Source organism: Streptacidiphilus sp. MAP12-33, assembly GCF_041261265.1.
Taxonomy (GTDB): domain Bacteria; phylum Actinomycetota; class Actinomycetes; order Streptomycetales; family Streptomycetaceae; genus Streptacidiphilus.
Genome location: NZ_JBGCCA010000001.1, coordinates 390,083 through 413,613 on the forward strand (window position 1 = coordinate 390,083; position 23,531 = coordinate 413,613).

At 71.8% G+C, this 23,531-nt stretch carries 21 protein-coding genes and 1 pseudogene; 15 read left to right on the forward strand and 7 right to left on the reverse strand.

Annotation, left to right across the window (positions count from 1 at the left end):
* Positions 1–165: 165 nt before the first annotated feature.
* The 5 genes from paaN (at position 166) to ABH931_RS01865 (ending at position 6,392) form a co-directional block, all read left to right on the forward strand.
* Positions 166–1,851, forward strand: coding sequence for a phenylacetic acid degradation protein PaaN (paaN, locus tag ABH931_RS01845; protein ID WP_370109134.1), 1,686 nt, complete (start codon positions 166–168; stop codon positions 1,849–1,851).
* Between the two features lie 396 nt (positions 1,852–2,247).
* Positions 2,248–3,420 (forward strand): PotD/PotF family extracellular solute-binding protein, encoded by a 1,173-nt coding sequence (locus tag ABH931_RS01850; protein ID WP_370109136.1) that lies wholly within the window; start codon positions 2,248–2,250, stop codon positions 3,418–3,420.
* Positions 3,421–3,448: 28 nt separating this feature from the next.
* Complete coding sequence (locus ABH931_RS01855; RefSeq protein ID WP_370109138.1) at positions 3,449–4,603, forward strand: ABC transporter ATP-binding protein; 1,155 nt, start codon at positions 3,449–3,451, stop codon at positions 4,601–4,603.
* Positions 4,600–5,523 carry an ABC transporter permease gene (locus ABH931_RS01860; protein ID WP_370109140.1) on the forward strand — a complete coding sequence of 308 codons (924 nt, stop codon included), beginning with the start codon at positions 4,600–4,602 and terminating at the stop codon, positions 5,521–5,523. Before ABH931_RS01855 ends, ABH931_RS01860 begins: the two co-directional genes overlap by 4 nt.
* Positions 5,524–5,651: 128 nt before the next feature.
* Entirely contained in the window at positions 5,652–6,392 is a 741-nt protein-coding gene (locus ABH931_RS01865) for an ABC transporter permease (RefSeq protein WP_370109466.1), read from the forward strand.
* Positions 6,393–6,443: 51 nt separating this feature from the next.
* Here the strand turns inward: ABH931_RS01865 and ABH931_RS01870 are convergent, their stop codons facing one another.
* On the reverse strand, positions 6,444–6,989 hold the full coding sequence (locus tag ABH931_RS01870; RefSeq protein ID WP_370109142.1) for a CGNR zinc finger domain-containing protein: 546 nt from the start codon (positions 6,987–6,989) through the stop codon (positions 6,444–6,446).
* Positions 6,990–7,109: 120 nt separating this feature from the next.
* Here ABH931_RS01870 and ABH931_RS01875 point away from each other — a divergent pair, with 120 nt between their 5' ends.
* Genes ABH931_RS01875 through ABH931_RS01890 form a run of 4 tightly spaced genes read left to right on the forward strand, consistent with a single transcriptional unit; the run spans position 7,110 to position 9,443 of the window.
* Positions 7,110–7,571, forward strand: coding sequence for a VOC family protein (locus ABH931_RS01875; RefSeq protein WP_370109144.1), 462 nt, complete (start codon positions 7,110–7,112; stop codon positions 7,569–7,571).
* Between the two features lie 12 nt (positions 7,572–7,583).
* Positions 7,584–8,492 carry a pyridoxamine 5'-phosphate oxidase family protein gene (locus ABH931_RS01880; protein ID WP_370109146.1) on the forward strand — a complete coding sequence of 303 codons (909 nt, stop codon included), beginning with the start codon at positions 7,584–7,586 and terminating at the stop codon, positions 8,490–8,492.
* Positions 8,493–8,496: 4 nt separating this feature from the next.
* A complete protein-coding gene (locus ABH931_RS01885; RefSeq protein ID WP_370109148.1) occupies positions 8,497–9,219 on the forward strand; it encodes a TrmH family RNA methyltransferase in 723 nt (240 codons plus the stop codon).
* A gap of 20 nt (positions 9,220–9,239) precedes the next feature.
* Positions 9,240–9,443, forward strand: coding sequence for a hypothetical protein (locus ABH931_RS01890; RefSeq protein ID WP_370109150.1), 204 nt, complete (start codon positions 9,240–9,242; stop codon positions 9,441–9,443).
* On the opposite strand, the gene ABH931_RS01895 is transcribed toward ABH931_RS01890, so the two are convergent.
* The 3 genes from ABH931_RS01895 to ABH931_RS01905 are packed head-to-tail and all read right to left on the reverse strand — an operon-like array spanning position 9,440 to position 12,229.
* Positions 9,440–10,213: a Bro-N domain-containing protein gene (locus ABH931_RS01895; protein WP_370109152.1), complete on the reverse strand. Its 774-nt coding sequence runs from the start codon at positions 10,211–10,213 to the stop codon at positions 9,440–9,442. The genes ABH931_RS01890 and ABH931_RS01895 overlap by 4 nt on opposite strands.
* A 58-nt stretch (positions 10,214–10,271) precedes the next feature.
* The gene (locus ABH931_RS01900) at positions 10,272–11,510 is read right to left on the reverse strand and encodes an HTTM domain-containing protein (protein ID WP_370109154.1); all 1,239 of its coding nucleotides are present in this window, start codon (positions 11,508–11,510) and stop codon (positions 10,272–10,274) included.
* Positions 11,510–12,229, reverse strand: a complete 720-nt coding sequence (locus ABH931_RS01905) for a DUF5819 family protein (RefSeq protein WP_370109155.1) — start codon at positions 12,227–12,229, stop codon at positions 11,510–11,512. The genes ABH931_RS01900 and ABH931_RS01905 overlap by 1 nt, the downstream gene beginning before the upstream one ends.
* 161 nt (positions 12,230–12,390) lie before the next feature.
* On the opposite strand from ABH931_RS01905, the gene ABH931_RS01910 reads away from it, so the two are divergent.
* The 4 genes and pseudogenes from ABH931_RS01910 to ABH931_RS01925 all read left to right on the forward strand — a co-directional run bounded on the left by ABH931_RS01910 (position 12,391) and on the right by ABH931_RS01925 (position 17,324).
* Positions 12,391–13,542: an acyl-CoA dehydrogenase family protein gene (locus ABH931_RS01910; protein ID WP_370109157.1), complete on the forward strand. Its 1,152-nt coding sequence runs from the start codon at positions 12,391–12,393 to the stop codon at positions 13,540–13,542.
* A 316-nt stretch (positions 13,543–13,858) separates the two neighbouring features.
* A pseudogene (locus tag ABH931_RS01915) lies at positions 13,859–14,782 on the forward strand (NTP transferase domain-containing protein).
* On the forward strand, positions 14,779–16,287 hold the full coding sequence (locus tag ABH931_RS01920; protein WP_370109159.1) for a molybdopterin molybdotransferase MoeA: 1,509 nt from the start codon (positions 14,779–14,781) through the stop codon (positions 16,285–16,287). Before ABH931_RS01915 ends, ABH931_RS01920 begins: the two are co-directional and overlap by 4 nt.
* On the forward strand, positions 16,278–17,324 hold the full coding sequence (locus tag ABH931_RS01925; protein ID WP_370109161.1) for a TrkA family potassium uptake protein: 1,047 nt from the start codon (positions 16,278–16,280) through the stop codon (positions 17,322–17,324). The genes ABH931_RS01920 and ABH931_RS01925 overlap by 10 nt, the downstream gene beginning before the upstream one ends.
* A gap of 73 nt (positions 17,325–17,397) precedes the next feature.
* On the opposite strand, the gene ABH931_RS01930 is transcribed toward ABH931_RS01925, so the two are convergent.
* The 3 genes from ABH931_RS01930 to ABH931_RS01940 form a co-directional block, all read right to left on the reverse strand.
* Entirely contained in the window at positions 17,398–18,510 is a 1,113-nt protein-coding gene (locus ABH931_RS01930; protein ID WP_370109468.1) for a glycosyltransferase family 39 protein, read from the reverse strand.
* A 145-nt stretch (positions 18,511–18,655) separates the two neighbouring features.
* Complete coding sequence (locus ABH931_RS01935; protein ID WP_370109469.1) at positions 18,656–19,006, reverse strand: ArsR/SmtB family transcription factor; 351 nt, start codon at positions 19,004–19,006, stop codon at positions 18,656–18,658.
* 168 nt (positions 19,007–19,174) lie between these two features.
* Positions 19,175–20,869, reverse strand: coding sequence for an LCP family protein (locus ABH931_RS01940; protein ID WP_370109163.1), 1,695 nt, complete (start codon positions 20,867–20,869; stop codon positions 19,175–19,177).
* Between the two features lie 158 nt (positions 20,870–21,027).
* On the opposite strand from ABH931_RS01940, the gene ABH931_RS01945 reads away from it, so the two are divergent.
* On the forward strand, positions 21,028–22,254 hold the full coding sequence (locus ABH931_RS01945; protein WP_370109165.1) for a hypothetical protein: 1,227 nt from the start codon (positions 21,028–21,030) through the stop codon (positions 22,252–22,254).
* 330 nt (positions 22,255–22,584) lie between these two features.
* Positions 22,585–23,526 (forward strand): hypothetical protein, encoded by a 942-nt coding sequence (locus ABH931_RS01950; RefSeq protein WP_370109167.1) that lies wholly within the window; start codon positions 22,585–22,587, stop codon positions 23,524–23,526.
* Positions 23,527–23,531 lie beyond the last annotated feature (5 nt).

Sequence of the window (23,531 nt, forward strand, 5' to 3'; positions counted from 1 at the left end):
AGGGCCCCGAAGGCGCAGGGCCATCCGCACGCCGTGGCTTCTCGCGCACGCAGTTGATCGAGCAGAGCCTCGCGCCCCTGGAGGGGCTGTACCTCCCGACCGATCATTCGGTTACCGTAGGTCGTGGCAGAGTCGCCGCCCGGAGCCCCTGAGGAGTGCGTTGTCATGACCGCAGCCACGGTCCACCCGCTCATCGACCGTCACCAGCAGACCCTCGACCGCGCGGTGAGCGCACTCGCGGAGCGGGACTACTGGTCCCCGTACCCCGAGTTCCCGAAGGCCTACGGCGAGGACGCCATGGCCGTGGGCGGTGCCGCCTTCGCCGCGCTGAAGGGCACCACCCGGCTGCCCGCCGAGGGCGAGCTCGTCGGGCCCGGTGTCGACGCCGGTGGCGAGGTCTCCCCCTACGGCGAGGCGCTGGACATCGCCTACGGCTACCGCTCCGCGGACGCGCTGATGAACGCCGCCGTCGCCGCCCAGCCGGCGTGGGCGCAGGCCTCGCCGCTGCTGCGCGCGGCGGTCTGCCTGGAGATCCTGGCGCGGATCAACGCCCGTTCCGTCGAGTTCGGCTTCGCCGTCCAGCACACCACCGGTCAGGCCTTCGGGATGGCCTTCCAGGCCGGTGGCCCGCACGCGCAGGACCGCGGGCTGGAGGCCGTCGCCGCCGCCTTCGTCGAGCAGACGAAGATCCCCGCCCGGGCCAACTGGACCAAGCCGCAGGGCAAGCGCGACCCGCTCCAGATGGAGAAGGAGTTCCTGGTCCGCCCGCGCGGCGTCGGCCTGGTCATCGGGTGCAACACCTTCCCGACCTGGAACGGCTTCCCGGGCCTCTTCGCGTCCCTCGCGACCGGCAACACCATGGTCGTGAAGCCGCACCCGCGCGCGATCCTCCCGCTCGCGCTCACCGTCGAGATCGCCCGCGACGTCCTCACCGAGGCCGGGTTCGACGCCGACGTCGTGCAGCTGGCCCCGGAGAAGCCCGGGGAGGGCCTCGCCAAGACGCTGGCGACGCGGCCCGAGGTCGCCGTCATCGACTACACCGGCTCGACCGCCTTCGGCGACTGGCTGGAGGAGAACGCCCGTCAGGCGCTCGTCTACACCGAGAAGGCCGGCGTCAACACCGTCCTGGTCGAGTCGACCGACGACTACGCCGCCGCGCTCGGCAACCTGGCGTTCAGCCTCTCCCTCTACAGCGGGCAGATGTGCACCACGCCGCAGAACCTGCTGATCCCCCGCGCGGGCATCGCCACCGACCAGGGCACCAAGTCCTTCGCCGAGGTCGTCGCGGACCTGTCCACCGCTGTCGGCAGGCTCCTGGGCGACGACGCCAAGGCCGCGCAGATCCTCGGCGCCGTGGTGAACCCGGGTGTGCTGCAGCACATCGAGCAGGCCGAGAAGGGTGAGCTGGGCGAGCTCGCGCTGGCGCCGCGGGCCGTGGTGAGCCCGGAGTTCCCGGAGGCCGTGATCCGCACGCCCGCGCTGGTGACCCTGGACGCGGCCAAGGACGCGCTGCCGGGGGAGTGCTTCGGCCCGGTGGCCTTCGCCATCGCCGTCGACTCCGCCGCCCAGGGCGTGGAGCTGTTCGCCGAGACCGTCCGCACCCGCGGCGCGATGTCGGCGGCCGCCTACACCACCTCGCCCGAGGTGGAGCGCGCCGTGATCGACGCGGCCGTGGACGCGGGCGTCTCGCTGTCGCTCAACCTGACCGGCCAGGTCTTCGTGAACCAGACCGCCGCCTTCTCCGACCTGCACGGCACGGGCGCGAACCCGGCCGCCAACGCGGCCTACACCGACGCCGCGTTCGTCGCGAGCCGTTTCCGGGTGATGGAGGTCCGCCGCCACAACGGCTGACACGTCGCTGCAAAAACGGGGCCGTCCAGGATTTTCCTGGGCGGCCCCACTGCTTTCCACTGACACGGTTGCAGGTGTTCTGTTGCGCCTTTTACAGGCTGTAGGTGGCCGAAGTGGTGCCGAATCACTCAGGGTAAGCACTGGTGCGGATCACGTTGCGACCGCAATGTTTTGATAACAATTCTGCCCTCAAGTCGGCTTCGGGGCATGGAATCCGCAGCTCAGGACCCTTACTGTCGGTCCCCATCGTGATCGTCGGAAAGGACCTCGGACCGCCCCCGCGTCTTTGAGAAAGGCACTCCCCCGAACATGACGCCCCCGCACATGACGGATGCCAGCTTTTTTGAGCTCTCGCGCTACACGAACCGCACCAGGCTGACATCGACCGCCCGCCACATGAGCCGCCGATCTCTGCTGCGCGGCGCGATGGCCGGCGGGATCGCCGTGGCGGGCGCGAGCGCGCTCTCCGCGTGCGGTGTCCAGGGCCATGTCGTTCCGCCCGGGTCGAAGGACGACGGCCAGGCCGGCAAGGACTACTCGGACATCGAGAAGCAGGTCGTCTTCGCCAACTGGCCGGCCTACATCGACGTCGACCCGAAGAACCAGAGCAAGCGGCCCACGCTGGACGCCTTCACCAAGCAGACCGGGATCCAGGTCCAGTATCTGGAGATCATCAACGACAACAACGACTGGTACACCAAGGTCGACCCGTCGCTGGTCAAGGGCATCGACACCGGTTACGACATCATGGTCGTCTCCGACTACATGGTGGCCAAGTACCGGAACTACGACTACATCCAGTCGCTGGACCTCGCCAACATCCCGAACCATTCCAAGCTGCTGCCGAGCGTTCTCCACGACCCGACCGACCCGGGCCGCCAGCACTCCATTCCGTGGGCGTACGGCTACACGACCGTCGCGTACAACAACAAGCTGGTGAAGCAGCCGATCACCTCGATCGCCGAGCTCTTCACCCGCCCCGACCTCAAGGGCAAGGTCTCCCTCTTCGCGGAGATGGAGGACACCGTCGCGATGGCCCTGCTGGCCCAGGGGCTGGACCCGGAGAAGTTCACCGACGCGCAGTTCAACCAGGCGCTGGAGTACATCCGCCGGGCCAAGGACGCCGGCCAGATCCGCTCCTTCACCGGCAACGACTACCTGAGCGACTTCCAGCAGGGCAACACCGCCGTCACCATGGCCTACTCCGGTGACGTGGCCCAGCTCGGCAAGGACTACCTGGTGACCGTCGACCTCCCCAAGGAGGGCCTGCTGGCCTGGTCGGACAACATGGTCATCCCCAACTTCGCGCGGCACAAGAAGAACGCCGAGAAGCTGATGAACTACTACCTGCAGCCCGAGGTCGCCGCGGAGCTGACCGACTACATCGACTACATCCCGTCGGTGGATGGTGCCGTCGCCGCGCTGCAGCAGCTCGACTCGACCGCCGCCGCAGTACCGCTGATCGTGCCGACCAAGGAGATGCAGGCCAAGGCGCGCGGCTTCATGGCGCTCAGCATCGCCCAGTTGAACGACTACACCAGCCGCTTCCAGCAGATCACCGGCCAGTAGTCCCCCGCCCACGGAGAGAAGAGTTCCGATGAGTTCCAACGACGTACTCGGCCGCACCGAGGGCGGAGACCTCCGCCTGGTCGGCCTCACCAAGCGCTACGGCTCCTTCACCGCGGTGGACGACTTGAGTCTGACGATCCCGCAGGGGTCGTTCTTCGCCCTGCTGGGGGCCTCTGGCTGTGGCAAGACCACGACGCTGCGCATGATCTCGGGTCTGGAGGACCCGACGATCGGTCAGATCTTCCTGGGCGAGCAGGAGGTCACCGACCTCAAGCCGTTCCGCCGCCCGGTCAACACCGTGTTCCAGAACTACGCGCTCTTCCCGCACCTGGACATCTTCGAGAACGTCGCCTTCGGCCTGCGCCGCCGCGGCGTCAAGGACGTCAAGAAGGCCGTCACCGACATGCTCGACCTGGTCGAGCTGGGCCACCTGGCCAAGCGCAAGCCCACCCAGCTCTCCGGTGGTCAGCAGCAGCGCATCGCGCTGGCCCGCGCGCTGATCAACCAGCCGCAGGTGCTGCTGCTGGACGAGCCGCTGGGCGCCCTGGACCTCAAGCTGCGCCGCCAGATGCAGATCGAGCTCAAGCGCATCCAGACCGAGGTCGGCCTCACCTTCGTGCACGTCACGCACGACCAGGAGGAGGCCATGACCATGGCCGACACCATCGCGGTGATGAACCACGGACGCATCGAGCAGCTCGGCTCCCCCGCCGACCTGTACGAGAACCCGAACACGACCTTCGTCGCCAACTTCCTCGGCCAGTCCAACCTGATCCCGGCCTCGGTCGAGAGCGAGAAGGACGGTGTGGTCACCGTCTCCGCGCACGGCCAGCAGCTCAAGCTCGACGCCAAGCGCTGCCGCTCCACCAGCGGCAAGATCATCCTTGGTGTCCGCCCGGAGAAGGTCCAGGTCGCCACCGACCGCGGCGAGGTCCCGGCCGGCTTCAACGCGCTGAGCGGCGGCAAGGTCGTCGACACCAGCTTCATCGGTGTCTCCACCCAGTACCTGGTGCAGATGCCGTCCGGCGAGGAGATCTCGGTCTTCGAGCAGAACACCGGCCGCACCATCCAGCGTCCGGGCGCCGAGGTCGTCGTCTACTGGGACCCGAGCCAGGGCTTCGGCCTCGAGGGAACCCAGGACATCGAGGCCGGCGCCGAGGCCGACGAGGAGGCCGCGGCATGACGACCCTCACCGAGGCACCCGCCCCGGTGGAGCAGCGCGGCAAGGAGCGCAAGCCCCGCCGCAACCTCACCCCCTGGATGCTGCTGCTCCCCGGTCTGCTCTGGCTGACCGTCTTCTTCCTGGTCCCGATCCTCACCTCGGTCTCGGCCTCGGTGCAGACGGGCAACTACGACGACGGCTTCAAGCTGACCTGGCACTTCGCCAACTACCGTGACGCGCTGCTCAACTTCGGGCCGCAGTACTGGCACTCGCTGCTGTTCTCGGTGATCACCACCGTCTTCTGCCTGGCGCTGGCCTACCCCGTCGCGTACTTCATCGCCTTCAAGGGCGGTAAGTGGAAGACGCTGCTGATGGCCCTGGTCATCGTGCCGTCCTTCACCAGCTTCCTGATCCGCACGATCGCCTGGAAGACGATCCTCGCGGACAACGGCTCCGTGGTGCACGTGCTCAACGACCTGCACCTGCTGAAGATCACGACCGCGCTCGGCTGGACCGTCGGCAACCACGTGCTGGCGAGCCCCGCCGCGGTGGTGTGCGGCATGGTCTACAATTTCCTGCCGTTCACGATCCTGCCGCTGTACACCTCGCTGGAGAAGATCGACCCGCGCCTGCACGAGGCCGGTGCCGACCTGTACTGCGGTCCGTTCCAGACCTGGCGCCGGGTCACCCTGCCGCTGTCGATGCCCGGCGTCATCGGCGGCACCCTGCTGACCTTCATCCCGGCGGTCGGTGACTACATCAACGCCCAGCTGCTGGGCAACCCGAACACCACGGTGGTCGGACAGCGCATCGAGGACCTGTTCCTGCGTCAGTCCAACGGCTACCCGGTCGGCTCCGCGATGTCGGTGGTGATGATGGTCGGCACGCTCGTCATCGTCATGACCTACATCTGGCGGGCCGGGACGGAGGACCTGCTCTAGTGGCTACTCAGACCATCTCCGCCCCCGCCACCGGTGGCGACGCGCCGCTGAAGGTGCGCCGGCGCAGTCCGCTCGCCTGGGCCAAGTCGCACGTGCTGCTGGTCGTCACCGTCCTGGTGTTCGTCTTCATGCTGCTGCCGAACGCCGTCATCCTGTGGATGTCGTTCAACTCGCCCGACGGCAAGTTCAACTACACCTGGCACAAGTTCTCCCTGGACGCCTGGAAGAACCCCTGTTCCAACAGCACGATGTGTCACAGCATCGGGCTCTCGCTGGAGATCGGCGTCGTCGCGACGATCATCGCGACCATCCTCGGCACGATGATCGCCTTCGCGATGGTCCGCCACCGCTTCAAGATGCGCAGCGGCATCAACGCCCTGCTCTTCCTGCCGATGGCCGCCCCCGAGGTGGTCATGGGTGCGACGCTGGCCGCGCTGTTCTTCAACACCATCGGCCCCGGCGCGATGGGCTTCTGGACGATCACCATCGCCCACGTGATGTTCTGCATCTCGTACGTGGTGGTGACGGTCAAGTCCCGTCTGGCGGGCATGGACCCGACGCTGGAGCGGGCGGCGCAGGACCTCTACGCCACCCCGACCCAGACCTTCATGAAGGTCACCCTGCCGCTGGTCGCCCCGGGCATCGGCGCGGCCGCCCTGCTCGCCTTCGCGATCTCGATCGACGACTACATCATCACGGTCTTCACCGCCGGCAACTCGGAGACCTTCCCGATGTACATCTTCGGTTCGGTGCAGCGCGCCTACCCGGCGCAGATCGACGTCATCGGCTCGCTGATGCTGCTCGGCACGATGTCCGTCATCGCGGTCTCGCAGATCCTCAACCAGATGCGGACCTCGCGGAAGAAGTAACGCGCGGTCACCCTGCTTGTCCAGCCCCCGTCCGGGATTCCCGGGCGGGGGCTACTGCTTCTGCTGCGCGTAGTGGCGGGCGGCCTTGGCACGGTTGCCGCAGCGGGCCATGTCGCACCAGCGGCGGCGGCCGTTCTGGGAGGTGTCGAAGAAGCTCAGGATGCAGTGCTCGTGCCGGCACTCGCGGATCCGGGCGGGGTCGCGGGCGAGCAGTCGCAGGTAGTCGTCGGCGGCGAGCCAGGCGGGTAGCCAGACGGGGTCGGCGACGTCGGGCTCGTCGTGGGGGAGGCCGTCCGGGCCCACCGTGCGGCGGATCCGGCCGTGGGCGAGGACCTCGTTGAGCGGGCCGGCGTCGCGCGGGTCGATCCGCAGCGCGAGCAGCGCGGCGCGGGCCCGGAGCAGGGCGTCGAGCGTCTCCGGGGTGTCGGGCGCACGGCCGGTGAGGCCGTTGGACGCGAGCCAGATCGCAAGGCCCCGTGGCTGGTGGAAGAGCTGCTCGTCGTGCCAGCGGGTGTTCAGCAGGTCGAGGGAGAGTGGCTCGCCGCGCAGCGGGCGGGGGTCCTGGTCCTGATCGTGCTGATCGGCGAGGGCGTCCATGCCCGCAGTCTAACCGTTCAAGTCGCGAGTACTGGTTGCGCTGGAGCGCTTCTAACTCCTATTGTCGTTGTGAACGGTTAGACATCGGTTGGACATCGCCTTTCGGAACGGGAGTTCGTCATGCCTGCCTCGCTGCGCACCGGCCACATCGGGATCAACGTCACCGACCTCGACCGCTCGGTCGCTTTCTACCGCGACGTCCTCGGGCTGGAGGTACTCGGCGGCACCGAGCCGGGCACGCCCCCGGAGCGCCGCCGCGCCAGGCTCGGCAAGCAGGGCGCGCTGCTGCTCACCATCTGGCAGCAGGCCGCCGGTGCCCATCCGACCGACCGGGCCGGTCTGCACCACCTCTCCTTCGAGGTCGACAGCGTCCAGGAGGTCCGCGAGGCCGAGTGGGCCCTGAAGGAGCGCGGCGCGACCTTCCACCACGACGGGATCGTGCTGCACGGCCCCGGCCAGGACTCCGGCGGCATCTTCTTCACCGACCCGGACGGCACCCGGCTGGAGATCTACACCGCGAGCGGCGTCGCCGCCGAGGGTGAGGCCCCCTTCGCCGACGCGCCGACCTGCGGCTTCTTCTAGACGGTCGCGGAGATGACGACCATGACCGGTTACCACCCGGGCGAGCGCGCCGCGCAGGCGCGCCTCGGGGACACCACGCGGGCGGACCATCTCGGCCGCAGCATCCGGGACACCGTCCCGGCCGTGGCCGCCGCGTTCCTCGCGCAGCGGCAGCTGCTCGTCGTCGGCGCGGCCGATGCCGCCGGACGGATCTGGGCCACCGTACTGACCGGCGAGCCCGGCTTCGTCTCCGCTCCCGACGAGCGGACGGTCCTCGTCGCGGCGACGCCGGCCCCGGACGACCCGCTGGCCGGCGTGCTGCGGGGGAGCACGCCGGCCCGGGTCGGCACCATCGCGCTCGAGCCCGCGACCCGGCGCCGGATGCGGGTCAACGGCCTGGCCGAGCCGGGACCGGACGGCTTGGTGCTGCGCACGGAACAGGTCTTCTCGAACTGCCCGAAGTACATCCAGAAGCGCTCCCCCGTCCCGGTCGCCGGGACGGACGCGATTGCCGCGCCCGCCGCTCTGCCCGGGCCGGCGCGCTGGTCCACCGAGCTGTCGGCGGCTCAGCAGGAGTTCGTCGCAGGCGCCGACACCTTCTTCCTCGCCAGCGCCGACGGGGAGGGCCACCTGGACGCGTCCCACCGCGGCGGCCTGCCCGGCTTCGTGGAGGTGCTCTCCCGGACGCGGCTGCGCTGGCGCGACTACGCAGGCAACGGCGCCTACATGACGCTGGGCAACCTGGAGGTCAACCCGCGCGCGGGCCTGGTCCTCCCGGACTGGGAGTCCGGCGACCTGCTCCTGCTCACGGGAGAGGCCCGGACGGACTGGTCGGAGCGGGTCGTCGACTTCGAGGCGACGGCCGTCGTCCTCCTCCCCCGGGCCCTGCCGATGCGCTGGACCGAGCCCGAGTTCTCGCCGGCCAATCCCCCTCTACGCTGAGCTCGTGATCGACGTCGAGCAACGCTGGGCCGAGCTGGCCGCCCAACCGGACACCGTCCTGCTGGAGGGCTTCCACGTACTCAAGCACGCCCTGCGCTTCGGGGCCGTCGTCCCACTGACGGTCACCTCCGACCCGGCGGGCCTGGCGCGGCTGGCCGCGGATCTCGCCCCCGACCTCGGCGTCGTCGACGCGGTCCCGGTCGGGGGCGAGGTTCTGCGCCGCCTGGTCGCGCGCCCGCATCCGACGGGCGTGGCGGCGCTGGCCGTTCGTCCACAGCCTGTGGACAACGCTCCGCGCACGACGCCGACGGTTGTCCTGGAGAACCCGCGCAACCTCGGCAACATCGGCGCGGTGGTGCGCCTCGCCGCCGGTTTCGGCGCCTCGGGCGTCCTGACGACGGGTGAGGTGGACCCCTGGCACCCGACGGTGGTGCGTGGCGCGGCGGGCCTGCACTTCGCCACCACGGTGGCGCGGACTTCACTGGAGGCGCTGCCGCCGGGGCCGATCTACGCGCTGGACCCGGAGGGGGTCTCGATCCACGACGTCACCTTTCCGGATGACGCTGTGCTGGTTTTCGGCTCCGAGCGGCACGGGGTGACGGATGATGCGAGGGAGATAGCCACCTCGACTGTGGCTATCCCCATGCGTCCTCAGGTCTCCAGCTTCAACCTCGCCACGTCCGTGGGCATGGCGCTGTTCCACTGGCAGGGCCGCGCGCGCCACTAACGGGTGGCCATCCCCAGTCTGTGGAGAACCTCCCCGATGTGCGCGGGCCTGCCATGCAGCCGCGCCGCGCCGAGGTCGACGCTGATGTCGGCCTCGGCGAGGGGTGCGGTCTGCCGGAGCAGGTGGCGAACCATCGAGGTGTGCAGCAGCCGTTGGCACGGCGGGTGGTGCGCGACATGCCGTCGGATGCCCACGCGCTCGACTTCCGGGTGCTCATGGTCTAGCGAACTCCGTTCAGGACGGTGAGGACGTCGGCTGCCGCGCCGGCGATGAGCAGAACGGAGCGCGGTAGCGGCTCCGGCATCGGTGCGGGCTCCGGGCGCGGTGGCTGGAACCTGGCCCGGGCCAGGTCGGTGAGGCGGACCTGCGGGCAGGGGCGGAACGCCCGGCTGCCGAAGATGCCGACGCGCTCGACGCGGGTGCAGCGGAAGCGGGGGCCGTAGGGCGGGCCGTCGTCCTCGTCCGGGGTGGGGAAGACGGAGTCCATCGCGCCGTGGGGGCAGTGGACGGCGCCGTCGGGGTAGAGCCGGAACGTCTGTCCGAGGACCTCGAACGTGGCGACGGGCTCGATCGGCGCGGCGCCGAGGTCGAGCACCTCGGCGAACGTCTCCGCCATGCGCTCGCGCGCGGCGCCGAGGTCGGTGTCGCCGCGCCGGATGGAGGGGAGGAGTTCACGGGTGACCCAGTCCTGGAAGGGACGGGCGGTCGGCTTGTCGGAGCGCATGATCAGCCGGTAGAGGCCGCTCTCGCTGACGACGTTGAGGTTGGGGTTCCCCCGGCGGAACCCGCTCTGACCAGCGGCTGCGTGAATACCCTCATTCGGAATGCGGGTATTCACGACCCGGATCTCGCCCTCGGGGAGGAGCCTGGTCGCCTCGGAGGGGTTGGTCCGGCCGAGGATGCGGCAGATGTCGGCGACGGCGAACCACGGCTCGTCGTCGATCAGGATGACGCGGATCCGCTGGCCGGTCGCCGGGAACTGTGTGTGCAGCATTCGCGTGTGCATGACGCGCCCTTTCGGGTGGGTGACGGAGCGTCCTGCACAACGCGGGTTATCGGATGACCGACACGGCCTCCGGATCGCGCTCGGGGGTGCGGGGGGCGCGCATGATCGTCTGGCGCACGACTGGCGTGGCGGAGAGCCGCGCCACCCCCTTAGCCACCCCCTGACCGGCCCGGACGAGGAAGCCGGTGGGGAGGAAGACCGCGTCCGCCGTGATCATCGCCAGGGAGAAGAAGGGCAGTCCCAGCACCACCGCGATGGCCAGGTGCTCGGTGATCATCATCGCCAGCATGACGTTCTTGATCCGCCGGTTGAAGACCAGGAACGGGAACCCCACCTGCGCGATCACCGTGCCGTAGGTGATGACCGTGACCAGCGTGCTGCTTCCGCCGAGCGCGCCCGCCAGCGACGGCCACGGCTCGAAGTAGTGCAGGTGGACCGGGTACCAGAGCGCGGTGCCGCCCTCCCAGAGCGAGCCCTGGATCTTGTACCAGCCCGCCGTGGCGTAGATGAAGCAGACCTCCGCCGCGATCACCAGCATCGCGGCGTTGTGCACGAGCGCCGCCAGCGCGTCGAGCAGCGCCGCTCCCTCGCCGTCGGGCGCGCGTCGGGCGAGGAGGCCGCGCAGACCGGCCAGCAGCCAGCAGAGCCAGAAGAAGGTGCCCCAGGTGTAGAGCCCGATGTCCAGCATGCCGAGGGTCGCGAAGCCGGAGAGCTGGCAGAACGCCAGCGCCAGCCCGAGCGCCACCCAGATCGCCACCCCGACCGGGTCGCCCGCCCGCCGCGTGCCGCGCCGCGCGGCCCGCGCGTCCAGGGACCACACCGTGCCGCACCGCGTGAAGGCCAGATAGATCGCCATCAGGTGGACGACGTTGTCGCCCCCGTCGCCGACCAGGACGGAGCGGTTCTGCAGGGAGAGGACCAGGACCATGAAGACCAGCGAGGTGGCGCGGGTGCGCCAGCCCAGCAGCATCAGCACGCTGACGGCGATCGCCGCCGCGTACACGCCTTCGAACCACCAGCGCCCGTCCGACCAGGCCAGCACGGTGAACGCGTGGTTGGCGGACAGCATCTGCCGGGCCAGGTCCCCGCTCCAGGGCGAGAGGTCGCCGTACAGCACGCGGCGGTGCGGCCACTCGCGGAGCAGGAAGCCGCCGAAGGTGAGGGCGACGCCGATCCGGACGACCGCCGCCTGGTAGGGCGCGAGCGTCCGGCCGGTGACGGTGGTCCAGCCGGTGAAGGCGGCGTCGCCGAGGCGGGTGGTGCGTGCGCGCAGGTGGGTGCGCATCAGAAGACCCCCAGGCCGCGGTAGTCGTCGTCGGTGGCCGGCCACCAGGGCAGCTGGCGGTAGGACGGGCTGGCGGTGGCCGGCGCGCCGGTCCAGGACGGGCCGGTCACGTCGGTGGTGGCCGACCGGAACTGGATCTGGATGATCTTCTGGCCCTGCCAGGACCGGCCGATCCGCTGCAGGCCGATCCGCTTGAGGTACTCCTCGCTCAGCGGTCCGCCGAAGCCCGTCGACTTCTCGGTCTGCTGGTCGTGCCAGGCGGTGTAGTAGTCCCAGGCGCGGCGCAGCTGGTTCTGGTTGACGTGGCTGGGGAACGGGTTGCCGCGGATCGCCGCGATGTCCTGCGCGGTGAGGCCGATCCAGGGGGAGTCGACGCGGTGGCCGTCGGAGTCGATGGTCTCCACGCGCGCCTGCACCGCGACGTTCTGCTGGAGCGGGTTCGGCGCGAACAACTGCCAGTTCTGCTCGAACTCCGGCAGCACGTGGGCGTTGATCGCGGCGGCGTGGTGCTGGGAGACGGGGTTGCTCGGCGCTATCGAGAGGAAGACGGTGCCCAGGTGGTAGACGGCTGCGACGGCCACGGTGGCCGTGGCGAGGCAGAGGACCAGGAGCGAGGGCAGCGACCAGCGCCGCTCCTGCCCGACTTCTCCGGTTTCCTCGGTGGAGTCCGCCTCCGGTATCGGGTCGAGGGGAGTCGCCTCGTCCGGCTCGTCTGCCACGTCTGCCCGCCTCGCCCGCTCCGGTGATTCCTGAGCACGGTACTGAGGTCCGCCGCCTGTGCGCGACCCTTCCGTGTATCTAGAACTTGTTCTAATCTGACGTCGCGTCAGCAGATGCCGCAATGACAGGCCGCAATGGCAGGCAACGGAAGGGGCGCCCCGTGGACTTCACCTTCACCGACGCGGAGCAGGCTGCGGCGGAGGCGGCCCGTGCCGTCTTCGCGGACGTGACGCCGGATGGAGGCGTCCCCAGCCCGGCTCTCGGCGTCGAGCCGGTCGCCCCCGACATCGACCGGGAGCTGTGGCAGCGGCTGAGCAAGTCCGACCTGCTCGGCATCGCCCTCGGCGAGGAGTACGGCGGGGCCGGGCTGGACGAGATCGCCTGGTGCCTGGTGCTGCGCGAGTCCGCGCGGGTCCTGGCCCGCGTCCCGCTGCTGGACACCGGCGCGGCGGCGCTCGCCGTCCAGGCCTTCGGCGCGGAGGACCTGCGGCGCCGGCTGCTGCCGGAGATCGCCGCCGGCCGCCTGCTGATCGGCGTCGCCGCGCACGGCCGCACCGGCCACGAGCCCGCCGACGAGGCGGTGACGGCGGCGCCAGTCGACGGTGGCTGGGCTTTGACCGGCGAGCAGACGGGCATCGCCTGGGCGCCGGTGATGGACCTCGTCCTGGTCCCGGCGCGCGGCCCCGAGGGCACGCTGCTGCTGCTCGTCGACCCGCGTGGCGAGGGCGTGACGCTGGAACGTCAGGTCTCCACCAACGGCGAGCTGGCCGGACGGCTGCTCCTCGACGGCGCGGTGGTGGACGCCGGTCGGCAGCTGGGTCCCGCGGCGGCGGACGGCGCGAACTGGCGGGCGGTCCGGGCGCGCATGATCGTGGGCGTGGCCGCCCTGTGCCTGGGCCTCGGCGAGGCGGCCCTGCGGCTGACCTCCGACTACGCGTCCAAGCGGGAGCAGTTCGGGCACCCGATCGCGACCTTCCAGGCGGTGGCGATGCAGTCCGCCGACCGGTACATCGACCTGCGGTCGATGGAGGTGACGCTCTGGCAGGCCGCCTGGCGGCTGGCCCACGGGGTGGAGCTCGCGGACCGGATGCCGCTGGAGGCGGATCTGGCCACGGCGAAGATCTGGTCGGCGGAGGGGGTCCGCGCGGTGGCCTCCACGGCCCAGCACCTGCACGGCGGCATCGGCGCGGACCTCGACTACCCGCTCCACCGCTACCACGCCTGGGCCAAGCACCTCGAGCTGACGCTCGGTCCCGCGGCCGCCTTCGACCAGGAACTCGGCGACCTCCTGGCCGACCACCCGTTGCCGTAGGCGGCGTAGCCTCCTACAGGGGCGGGGGGTTCTGCTGATCAGCGGCCCCTCCCCCAGCCTTCGGCCGGGAAGTTCCCCCTGCGGGGCGCGAGCAACCACTGACATGCGGATGGCCCTGCGCGTTCGGGGCTCTACCTGCGCGGGAGAGGCACCTCTGGGGCACCTCCCGGCAGAAGGCTGGGGATTGTCGCGCCGACGCGGCAGAGCCGCACATCAGCCGAGCCCTCGCGCCCCCGGGGAGTTGCGACTGGCTGGGTGTGCAGAAGTCCTCGCGCCCCTGGACAGGGCGACTGAGCCGACTGGGATAGTGCAGGGCATGAGGTCTCGTGGATACGACGCCGTCGTCCTCGCCGGGGGAGCCGCCAGGCGACTGGGTGGGGAGGACAAGCCCGGGCTGGTCGTCGCGGGGACGACGCTGCTCGACCGCGTGCTCGCGGCCTGTGGGGACGCGGGGGTGACCCTCGTCGTGGGGCCGGAGCGCGCGACCTCGCGCGCCGTGCGGTGGGTGCGGGAGGAGCCGCCCGGGGGCGGCCCGGTGGCCGGGCTGGCCGCAGGCCTCGCGGAGGTGGGGGCCGCGGTGACGCTGCTGCTCGCCGCCGACCTGCCGTTCCTCGACACCGACACGGTGCACCGCCTGCTGGACGCGCTCGACGCCCCGGGCGTCGACGCCGCCGTGCTCGTCGACGCGGACGGCCGCGACCAGCTGCTCACCGCCGCCTACCGGACTGGCCCGCTCCGTGCCGCCCTCGCGGCGGTCGCGCAGCCGCACGGCGCGCGGTTGCGCGCCGTCACGGCGGGGCTGCGGACGCTGCGGCTGCCCGACGAGAGGGGGGCGGCCGTCGACTGCGACACCTGGGAGGACGTGGAGCGGGCCCGCGCCCGCGCCGCGCACGCCGTGCCTCCGGAGCGGTGAGGGAACGGACACGCACGCGATACCACCCTGATGCGCGCCGGGGGCGCGCCCATCGGCGACGATGGAGGCGTGCTGGATGACTGGATCGCCGCTGCCAAGACCGAGCTCGGGATCGACCTGGAGGTCGATGTCCACGGGCTGCTCGACATGACCCGGGACGTCGCCCACGGTGTCGCGCGCCCCGCGGCGCCGCTGACGGCGTTCCTGGTGGGCTACGCCGCTGCCACGGCCGGTGGCGGCCCGGAGGCGGTGGCCGAGGCGAACCGGAAGGCCGCGCAGCTGGCGCTGCGCTGGGCGGCGGACCGTGCCGAGGAGCACCCGGAATGACCGGCTCGGAGGCGGAGACGGATCTGCTGGCCGCCTACCCGTTCCTGCTGCCGCAGGCGTCGACACCGGCGCCCGTGCCCGAACCGGAGCGTCCGTTCGACTACGAGGCGGCGGACCGCGCCGAGGAGCCTGCTGCCGCGGCCGCCTCGCGTCCGGATCCGACGTTCGACCAGGCCCTGGACGACGCCTTCGGACTGGTCGGCGCCCGCCCCGGTGGTTCAAGATCAGCAAATGCGTCACGTGGCGCATTTTGTGATCTTGGTCGGGGGGAGGACTCCGCCGTCCCGCCGCCCGCGCACCCGGCGCAGGAGCTGGCCTGGCCGCAGGCACGCGCCGCCGCGCTGCGCGCCGGGGCGCGCCCGCTCGGCACGCGGGAGTGCGATGCCGCGGACGCGCTGGGGTCCGTGCTTGCCGCGCCGCTGGCCGCCGCCACGCACCTGCCGGCCTTCGACACCTCCGCCATGGACGGCTGGGCCGTCTCCGGCCCGGGTCCGTGGCGGCTGCGCTCGCCCGCCGAGGGCGAGGGGCTGGCCGGACGGCCGGCGGCGGCCGCACTGGAGGACGGCGAGGCTGTACGGATCGCGACGGGCGCGCCCGTCCCGTCCGGCGCCACCGCCGTGCTGCGCCGCGAGGACGGCGTGGTCCGCGCCGACGCTGCCGGACTCGCCTGCCGACCCGGTGTCCAGGCCCCGCCGCCCGGCCGCGACATCCGTCCGCGCGGGCAGGAGTGCCGCGCCGGTGAGGCGCTGCTCCCCGCCGGGACGCAGGTCACGCCCGCCGTCCTGGGCCTCGCGGCGGCCGCCGGTGTCGACCGGCTGACCGTGCACCGGCGCCCCACCGTCGAGCTGCTGGTCCTCGGTGACGAGCTGCTGACACAGGGCCCGCCGAAGGACGGCCGGATCCGCGACGCGCTCGGCCCGATGCTGCCGGGCTGGCTCGCCTCCTACGGCGCGACCGTCACCGCCGTGCGGCACGTCGGCGACGACCGGGCCGCCCTGGTCGCCGCCCTGCGCGCGGCCCGCGCGGACGTGGTGGTCACCACCGGTGCCACCGCCGCAGGACCGGTCGACTTCCTGCACCCGGCCCTGGCCGAGGTCGGTGCGGCGCTGCTGGTGGACGGGGTGCGGGTGCGGCCGGGCCATCCGATGCTGCTGGCCGCGCTGCCGAGCGGCGTCGGCGCCGCCGCCCACCTCGTGGGCCTGCCCGGCAACCCCTTCGCCGCCGCCGTCGGCGCGGCGACGCTGGCCGAACCGCTGCTGCGGGGCCTCGGCGGCTGCCCGGCGGCGGCGCCCTACCGGGTCCCGGCCGCGGCGGACTTCCCCGGCCAGGCCGGCCACACCCGGCTGGTGCCGGTCGCCCTGCCCGAACGGGGCGCGGCGCCGCTGCGCTTCGACGGCCCGGCGATGCTGCGCGGCCTCGCGCTGGCCGAGGGCCTGGCCGTGGTGCCGCCGGGGGGAGTGGCCGCGGGCAGCCCGATCGAGGTGCTGGACGTGCCGTGCGGCTGAGGCAGAGCCGCGAAGCCGAATCCGCCGCCGAGCTCCGGCAGATCCACCTGCCGGAGCAGGAGCGCGGTGGATCGCCGCTCCACCAGGTCGGGCGCCGGCTCGTGCTGGCGCTGGTCATTCTGGTCGTCACCGCGCTGCTGGTCTGGCTCGGCCGCGACGGCTACCGCGACAGCGCGCACGACCACCTCGACCTGCTGGGCGCGTTCTACTACGCCACGGTGACCCTCTCCACCACCGGCTACGGCGACATCACGCCCGTCAGCGACAGCGCCCGGCTGACGAACATCCTGGTGATCACGCCACTGCGGGTGCTGTTCCTGATCGTCCTGGTAGGCACCACGCTGGAGGTGCTCACCACCCGCGGCCGCCGGCTGTGGCGCATCAACCGCTGGAGGCGGGAGTTGGACCAGCACATCGTGGTCGTCGGCTACGGCACCAAGGGCCGCAACGCCGTGGAGACGCTGTTGCAGAAGGGGACGCCGAAGACGTCGATCGTCGTGGTCGACCCGCAGCGGCGCACGGTCGAGGCGGCGGCCTCGGAGGAGGGCCTGGCCGGTGTCGTCGGCGACGGCACCCGCACGGACGTGCTGTTGCGGGCCGGAGTGGACCGGGCGGCCCAGGTGATCGTCGCCCCGCAGCGGGACGACACCGCGGTGCTGGCCACGCTGACGGTGCGGCAGCTCAACAAGGGCGCGGTGGTGGTCGCGGCCGTCCGCGAGGACGAGAACGCCCCGCTGCTGCGCCAGAGCGGGGCGACGGTCGTCGTCACCAGCGCCAGCTCGGTGGGCCGCCTGCTGGGCGTCTCCACGCTCAGCCCGCACACGGGCGCGGTCCTCGACGACCTCCTCACCGCCGGCCACGGCCTGGACGTGATCGACCGCCCGGTCACCCACGCGGAGGTGGGCCGCTCGCCGCGCGACTGCGGCGACCTGGTGGTCGCGGTCGTCCGGGGCCGTCGCCGCCTCGCCTTCGCCGATCCGGAGGCGGCGGTCCTGCAGCCGGAGGACCGGCTGATCACCATCGCCCGCACGGGATAGGCGGCGTGGCCGCCTTCGGAGCCTCGCGCCCCCGGACGGTGCAAGCCCAGCCCGGGTCGGCGGCGACGGGTCACTACGGCGGGCCCGGCCCCAGGAGCCAGATGGCGCCGTAGGCGGCCGAGCCGAGCGCCAGGAGCGTCATCGTCACCGCGACCCACCGCACGCGCAGCGTGGCGAGCCAGGCGGCGGGCGGCAGCAGCAGCGGGAACCCCGGCATCAGCAGGCGCGGCTTCGAGTTGAAGTACGCCTGCGCCCCGAGCGCCAGTGCGACGATCACCGCCGCGTACGCGAGGACGGGCAACGGCAGGCGCCGGCGCACGCAGGCCACCAGCGCCCACAGCACCACACCGACGAACGCCAGCAGGCCGATGCCCGCGCCGGGACTGTGCGCCAGCTGGTGGCCGACGAAGCGGGCGTACGCCGCGCCGAAGTCGAAGCCGTTGCCCCACCGCGCCTGGACGTCGAGGTAGGTGGAGAGGCCGCCGACCCAGCCCGCGTAGGCCAGCAGGCCCGCGGGTGCGAGGAGCGCGCCGAGAACGGCCCGGGTGCGGCCGGGCTCGCGCCGCCACAGGGCGAGCGCCGCGCCGACCCAGACGGCGGCGATCACCGCCGCCGCGCTGGGGCGGGTGATGCCCGCGAACGCGGCGAGCAGGCCCGCCGTGAGCCAGTCGCGGCGCAGCACCGCGAACAGGCTCCAGGCCGCGAGCGCGGTGAACAGGGACTCCGTGTAGGCCATCGACTGCAGCACGCCGATGGGCAGCGCCGCCCAGAGCAGCACCAGCAGGGTGGCCGCGCGCCGGCCCGCGAGCCGCTCGCCGACGGCGAAGATCCCGAGCGCGGCGGCCAGTGAGGCGAGCGCGCTGACCAGCAGCCCGGCGTCGGCGTAGGAGAGGCCGGTGAGGGTGTGCAGGCCCCGCTCCAGCCAGGGCAGCAGCGGAAAGAAGGCCAGGTGGGAGTGGGCGCCGGCGCCGCGGGTCTGGGCGGTGGCCTGGTAGCCGGGCCAGTGGTAGCCGTGGGCGGCGATGTCGGTGTACCAGAGCGAGTCCCAGCGGGCCGACAGCAACTGGTGCGGGCTGCGGCCCTCCGCGCCCGCCCAGACGGCGAGCACGACCAGCCCGAGCACGCGCACCACGACGTAGAGCCCGAGCGCGGGCAGCGCCCGCCCCAGCAGGGCCGGCGCCCGCAGCCGGAGCGGCCGCCGCTCCGTCGTGCTGAGCGGCCGTACCGCGGGGGCCCGGGGCGCGCGGCCGCGCGGCGCCGAAGCGTTGGTGGGCTCGCCGTCCGGCGTGGTGGGGTGCGGTTCGTTCGCGTGCGGGGACGGGGCCTGCGGGTCAGACGATGCGGCCACGCGCCAGTCCCTCGGCGGAGTGCGGGCCGCCGACGGCGGAGAGGCCGGGGCGGCCGCGTTCGTTTTCCTCGGCGGAGAGCCGGCTGACCATGAGCCGGACGACGGCGGCGAGGTAGGGGTCGTCGACCAGGTAGACCTGGCGCCGCCCCTCGCGGCGCGAGCGGACCAGGCCCGCGAGGCGGAGCTTGGCCAGGTGCTGGCTGACCGCCGGGAGCGAGCCGCCGACCTGCTCGGCGAGACCGGTGACGTCGCACTCGCCGGCGGCGAGGATCCAGACGATCTGCAGCCTGGTGGGAGAGGCGAGCAGCCCGAACGCGGCGGCGGCCTGGTCCATCACCTCAGGACCGGGAGGTCCGTCCGGCGCGGTCGCGGCGGCGGCGCCGATCACGGCCCCGATGGCCGCCCGGACCTCAGCGCCAGTCGTCATCCGCGCTCTCCTTCGCCGTCGCTCTCCCCGTGACCGGGGCCGCGCCCACCAAGACTAGGGCCTGTCCGGCTGTGGTCACGGGGCCGAGTCCGGGACGTTCGTGGCGCGTGCGTAGGCCTCGCTGGGGGTCATCGGGACCCCGTCGATCTCGACGGTCTGGTACGTGCTGACCGGCGCGCAGCCGCTGGTGTTGTCCGCGGTCCGGGCGTCGGCGCCGTTGAGGGCCTGGGAGGTGTCGGCCGGCGAGGGCTTGCCGGTGCCGCCGGGGTAGGACGTGCCGGAGGGCCAGTCCGCACCGATGACGAGGGTGACCCCGGACGCCGAGGAGGAGGCGCTGAGCGCGCTGTCGGGCAGGCCCAGCGCCGTCGCGACGGTCCGGGCGGCCGCGAGATCGCCGGGGGCGTACCGGAGCTGGGTGCTCGGGGTGGTGGTCGGCGAGGTGACGGCGGTCGTGCCGGAGCCGAAGCCGGATCCGGTGAGCGCGTCGGCGAGCTGGGTGGCGCGGCCGTGGGTGCCGCTGGCGTTCTCCACCCGCACGTCGATCTTCCCGGCGGAGACGGAGTCGGAGCCGCTCCCCGTGGACGCCGAGGCCGAGGCGAATGCCGACGCGCCTGCCGATGCCGTCGCGCTCGCGCCTGCCGACGCCGACGCGCTCGCGCTCGCCGACGGCGAGGCCGACCCGCCGCCCGCCGCCGTGAGCGACTGGTCGTTGGCGATCGCCGCGAACAGCGCCTGCGCGTCCGGGCCCACGACCAGGCGGTCCGGGTTGTTCGGGTCGGTCTGGGTCTGCATGGTCGTGAAGGTGATCCGGCTGGTCGGCACCTTGGCCACGTCGTTGGCGAGGCCCAGCAGGGAGGTGATGCTGCCGAGGCCGCTGTCGACCGTCAGCGCCTTGGTGGCGGAGTCCGCGAGGTCGAAGAGGCGGGTGGGGTCGGTCAGTGTTCCGGCGCTGCGCATGGAGCGCATCATGGAGCTCAGGTACAGGTGCTGGGCGGTGAGGCGGCCGAGGTCGCCGCCGTCGCCGAAGCCGTGCCGGGAGCGGACGAACTCCAGGGCGGCGACGCCCTTGAGGTTGTGGGTGCCCTTGGCCAGCTTGAGGTGCGAGTAGGTGTCGTAGACGTTGTCGTCCACGCACACGTTCACTCCCCCGACCGCGTCCGACATGTTGACCACCCCGGAGAAGGTGACCTCCATGAAGTGGGTCAGCGGGACGCCGGTCAGCTGGTGGATGGTCTCCATCTGGCACTGCACGCCGTAGGCCAGAGCACTGTTGATCATGCCGTAGTAGCCGCTGGTGGCGTTGGCGCTGTTGCTGGGGTCGGTGCAGGCCGGGACGTTGACCATGGTGTCGCGGGGGATGCTCATCACCGTCGCGTTGGAGCGGTCGGCGGAGACGTGGACGAGCATCTCGACGTCGGCGTTGCCGTAGCCGCCGCCGATGTTGCAGTCCCCGCCGAGGTTGCAGTCCTGCTGCGTGTTCCGCGCGTCGGTGCCGATGACCAGGATGTCGATGGGTGTGCGGCCGAAGGCGTCGGGCTTCTCCTGGCCGAGGGTCTTCCGGGTGTCCCCACCCAGGTGGACGGTGTGCAGGTTGCCGCTGAACCGGTTGTAGAGCCAGGTGCCGACCCCGGCCACGATCAGGACCAGGACGGACAGCACGAGCGCGAGGATCTTCAGCACGCGACGCGCCCGCGAGCGCGGTCTGCGCCCGAGTGACCCGCCTTCGTCGTCCGTCTCGTCGAGCATGTCCTGGGCCCCCGTCGTCTCCATCCGGATTCCATGCTTGCGCAATCCTGCAAGCGTACGCCTGTTCCCGCCCGGGGCACCGGATGGCTCACCGTGACGAGCCGTACACGCACCGTCATGATCCGATGAAGGCCGAACCGTCGGATCGGACTGACGAAGTCCGGGATGTCTGAGAGGCCCTCATGTACCGCAGGTTCCCCGTTCCGCTGCGCCGCCGCGGACTGCTCGCCGTGGTCGCGGCGTCGGCGCTGTTCGCCCCGCTCGCCGCGGCGGCCTCCTCGGCCGACGCCGCCGTCGCGCGCGGCAACCCGGGAGGCCACCAGCGTGGTGTCCCGACCGAGCACAACGTCCCGTTCAGCACCCGCTGGTCCGCCGACCTCCACGGCACCGTCACCAGCGTCGGCAACTCGATCGTCACCTGTGATCCGGCGAAGCCCAAGCGCTACCCCGACGCTCCCGACTGCCTGACGGCCCGCCACCAGGTGCCGCCGACGCTGGGCACCCGCGCGGGACGCAACAACGACTACTGGATGCAGTACATCAACATCGACGGCCCCGGCCACAAGGGACCGCTCGGCGACCCGATCTACTCGTCCAGCTCGGCCGAGTTCAAGCTGCCGCCGAACTCCGAGGTCAAGTTCGCCCGGCTGTACTGGGGCGGCACCTACGGCATCGTCATCCCCGACAAGCACGTCAACGTGCAGAAGAACATCAACGACGTCGACGAGGTCTACTTCCGCACCCCGAAGACGCACGGCTACGTGAACATCAAGCGCGACACCGCCATCGGCTTCGACGCGACCGACCCCGACCACAGCTACGCGACCTCCGCCGACGTGACCGACCTGGTCAGGGCCGGCGGCGACGGCACCTACGAGGTCGCCGACCTCGACGCGGCCATGGCGATCGACGCCTGGGGCGGCTGGTCGCTGGTCGTCGCCTACGAGAACTGCGACAAGCCGCTGCGCCACCTCCAGGTCTGGGACGGCTACCAGCACCAGGCCATCAACTCCGGCAAGACCGTGGCCGTCAGCCTCGACGGGCTGCACACCCCCGCGACCGGAACCGTCGGCCTGCGCCTTGGTCAGATCACCTACGACGGCGACCGCGGCTGGAACGACCGCGTGGAGGTGGTCCCGAACGTGGGCTCGCCGTTCGCGCTCGGCGACAGGCTGAGCCCCGTCGACGACGTGCAGAACTCGGTGCTGGCCGACAACGACCCGCACGACAGCAACTTCCAGTGGCGGCGCAACCCCGACTACGCCAACACCCTGGGCTACGACAACCACCGCTTCTTGCTCGACGGCAGGCTCGCCAACGGCACCACCAACCTGACGATCGACTATCCGTCAACCGGCGAGGGTACCAATATCGGCGCCGTCTACGCGGTCGTGGACCTCGCGCGCTAGCTCGATCGGGTGACATGACACCGCGCTCCCGACCTGCGGCAGCCCACCTGACCTGCGACGACTGGATTTGTAGGCGAACGAGGTGGGAATCGGCGCGCTGATAGCGTCGGCGCCACCAATGACAGATGACCCCGGCGGTGCTACCAACACCCCGGGGCCCGGCACCGGGAGAACCCACTCCAGATGCGTATTCATCGTAGCCCCGCCCCGCGGACTTTCACCGCATTGCCCAATCCTCTTCTTCAGGACCGCAGCCTGTCGTACACGGCTCGTGGCCTGCTGGCGGACCTCCTCTCCCGCCCGGACGGATGGCGGGAGGACGGTCGGCAGATGGCCGGATCCAGCCCGCAGGGCCGCGCCGTTGTCGCAAAAGCGCTGCGCGAACTCGCGCGGGCCGGGTACTACCGGGTGGACAAGGTCCGGCGATCGGACGGGAGGCTCGTCAGCGAGTCCCACGTCTACGACACCCCGCAGCTCACACCGGGGGGCGGGTCTTCGGGACCCGGCCCCACGCCGGGCGGTCCCCCTGACGTCCTTCCAAAAGACCAGGGTAAAAAACCCTCCCTCCCCCGCCCCGCCCCGGCGAAGGCCGCACCCGAGGTCCGGGCGGTGGAGACTGCGCCTGAGGTCCAGGCGGCGAAGGCCGCACCCGAGGTCCGGGCGGTGGAGACTGCGCCTGAGGTCCAGGCGGCGAAGGCCGCACCCGAGGTCCGGGCGGCGGAGGCCGCACCCGAGGTCCAGGCGGCGAAGGCCGCACCCGAGGTCCGGGCGGTGGAGACTGCGCCTGAGGTCCAGGCGGCGAAGGCCGCACCCGAGGTCCGGGCGGTGGAGACTCCGCCCGAGGTACGCGCGGCCGTGGCCACGCTGTTCCGGGTGCTTCGCCCGGAACAGCGGCTACGCCTCGGCACGGCTGAAGCCTTGAGCCTGGCGCCCCTGGTGGCGGGCTGGCTGGACCGTGGGGCGAGCGAACAGGAACTCGCCACCGCCCTGCTGTCGGGCCTGCCGTCCAGAATCCACGCACCCGTCGCCCTGCTGCGCCACCGCCTGACCCAGAAGCTCCCACCTGAGCGGCCGCCTGCCGCAGCCGTTCCGAAGCCGCGGTGGCACGAGTGCGGGAGATGCGCCGACCCCGTCCCGGAACCGGGGATCTGCCGCCCGTGCGCCGGCCTGGTGCCCCGCCAGCCGGCCGTCGGCCCGGTCAGCGCCACGACCGCCCGTGGCGCGGCACTGGTCAGAGCCGCGCTGCGCGGCCGACAACTCCAGCCTGGCTGACCGCG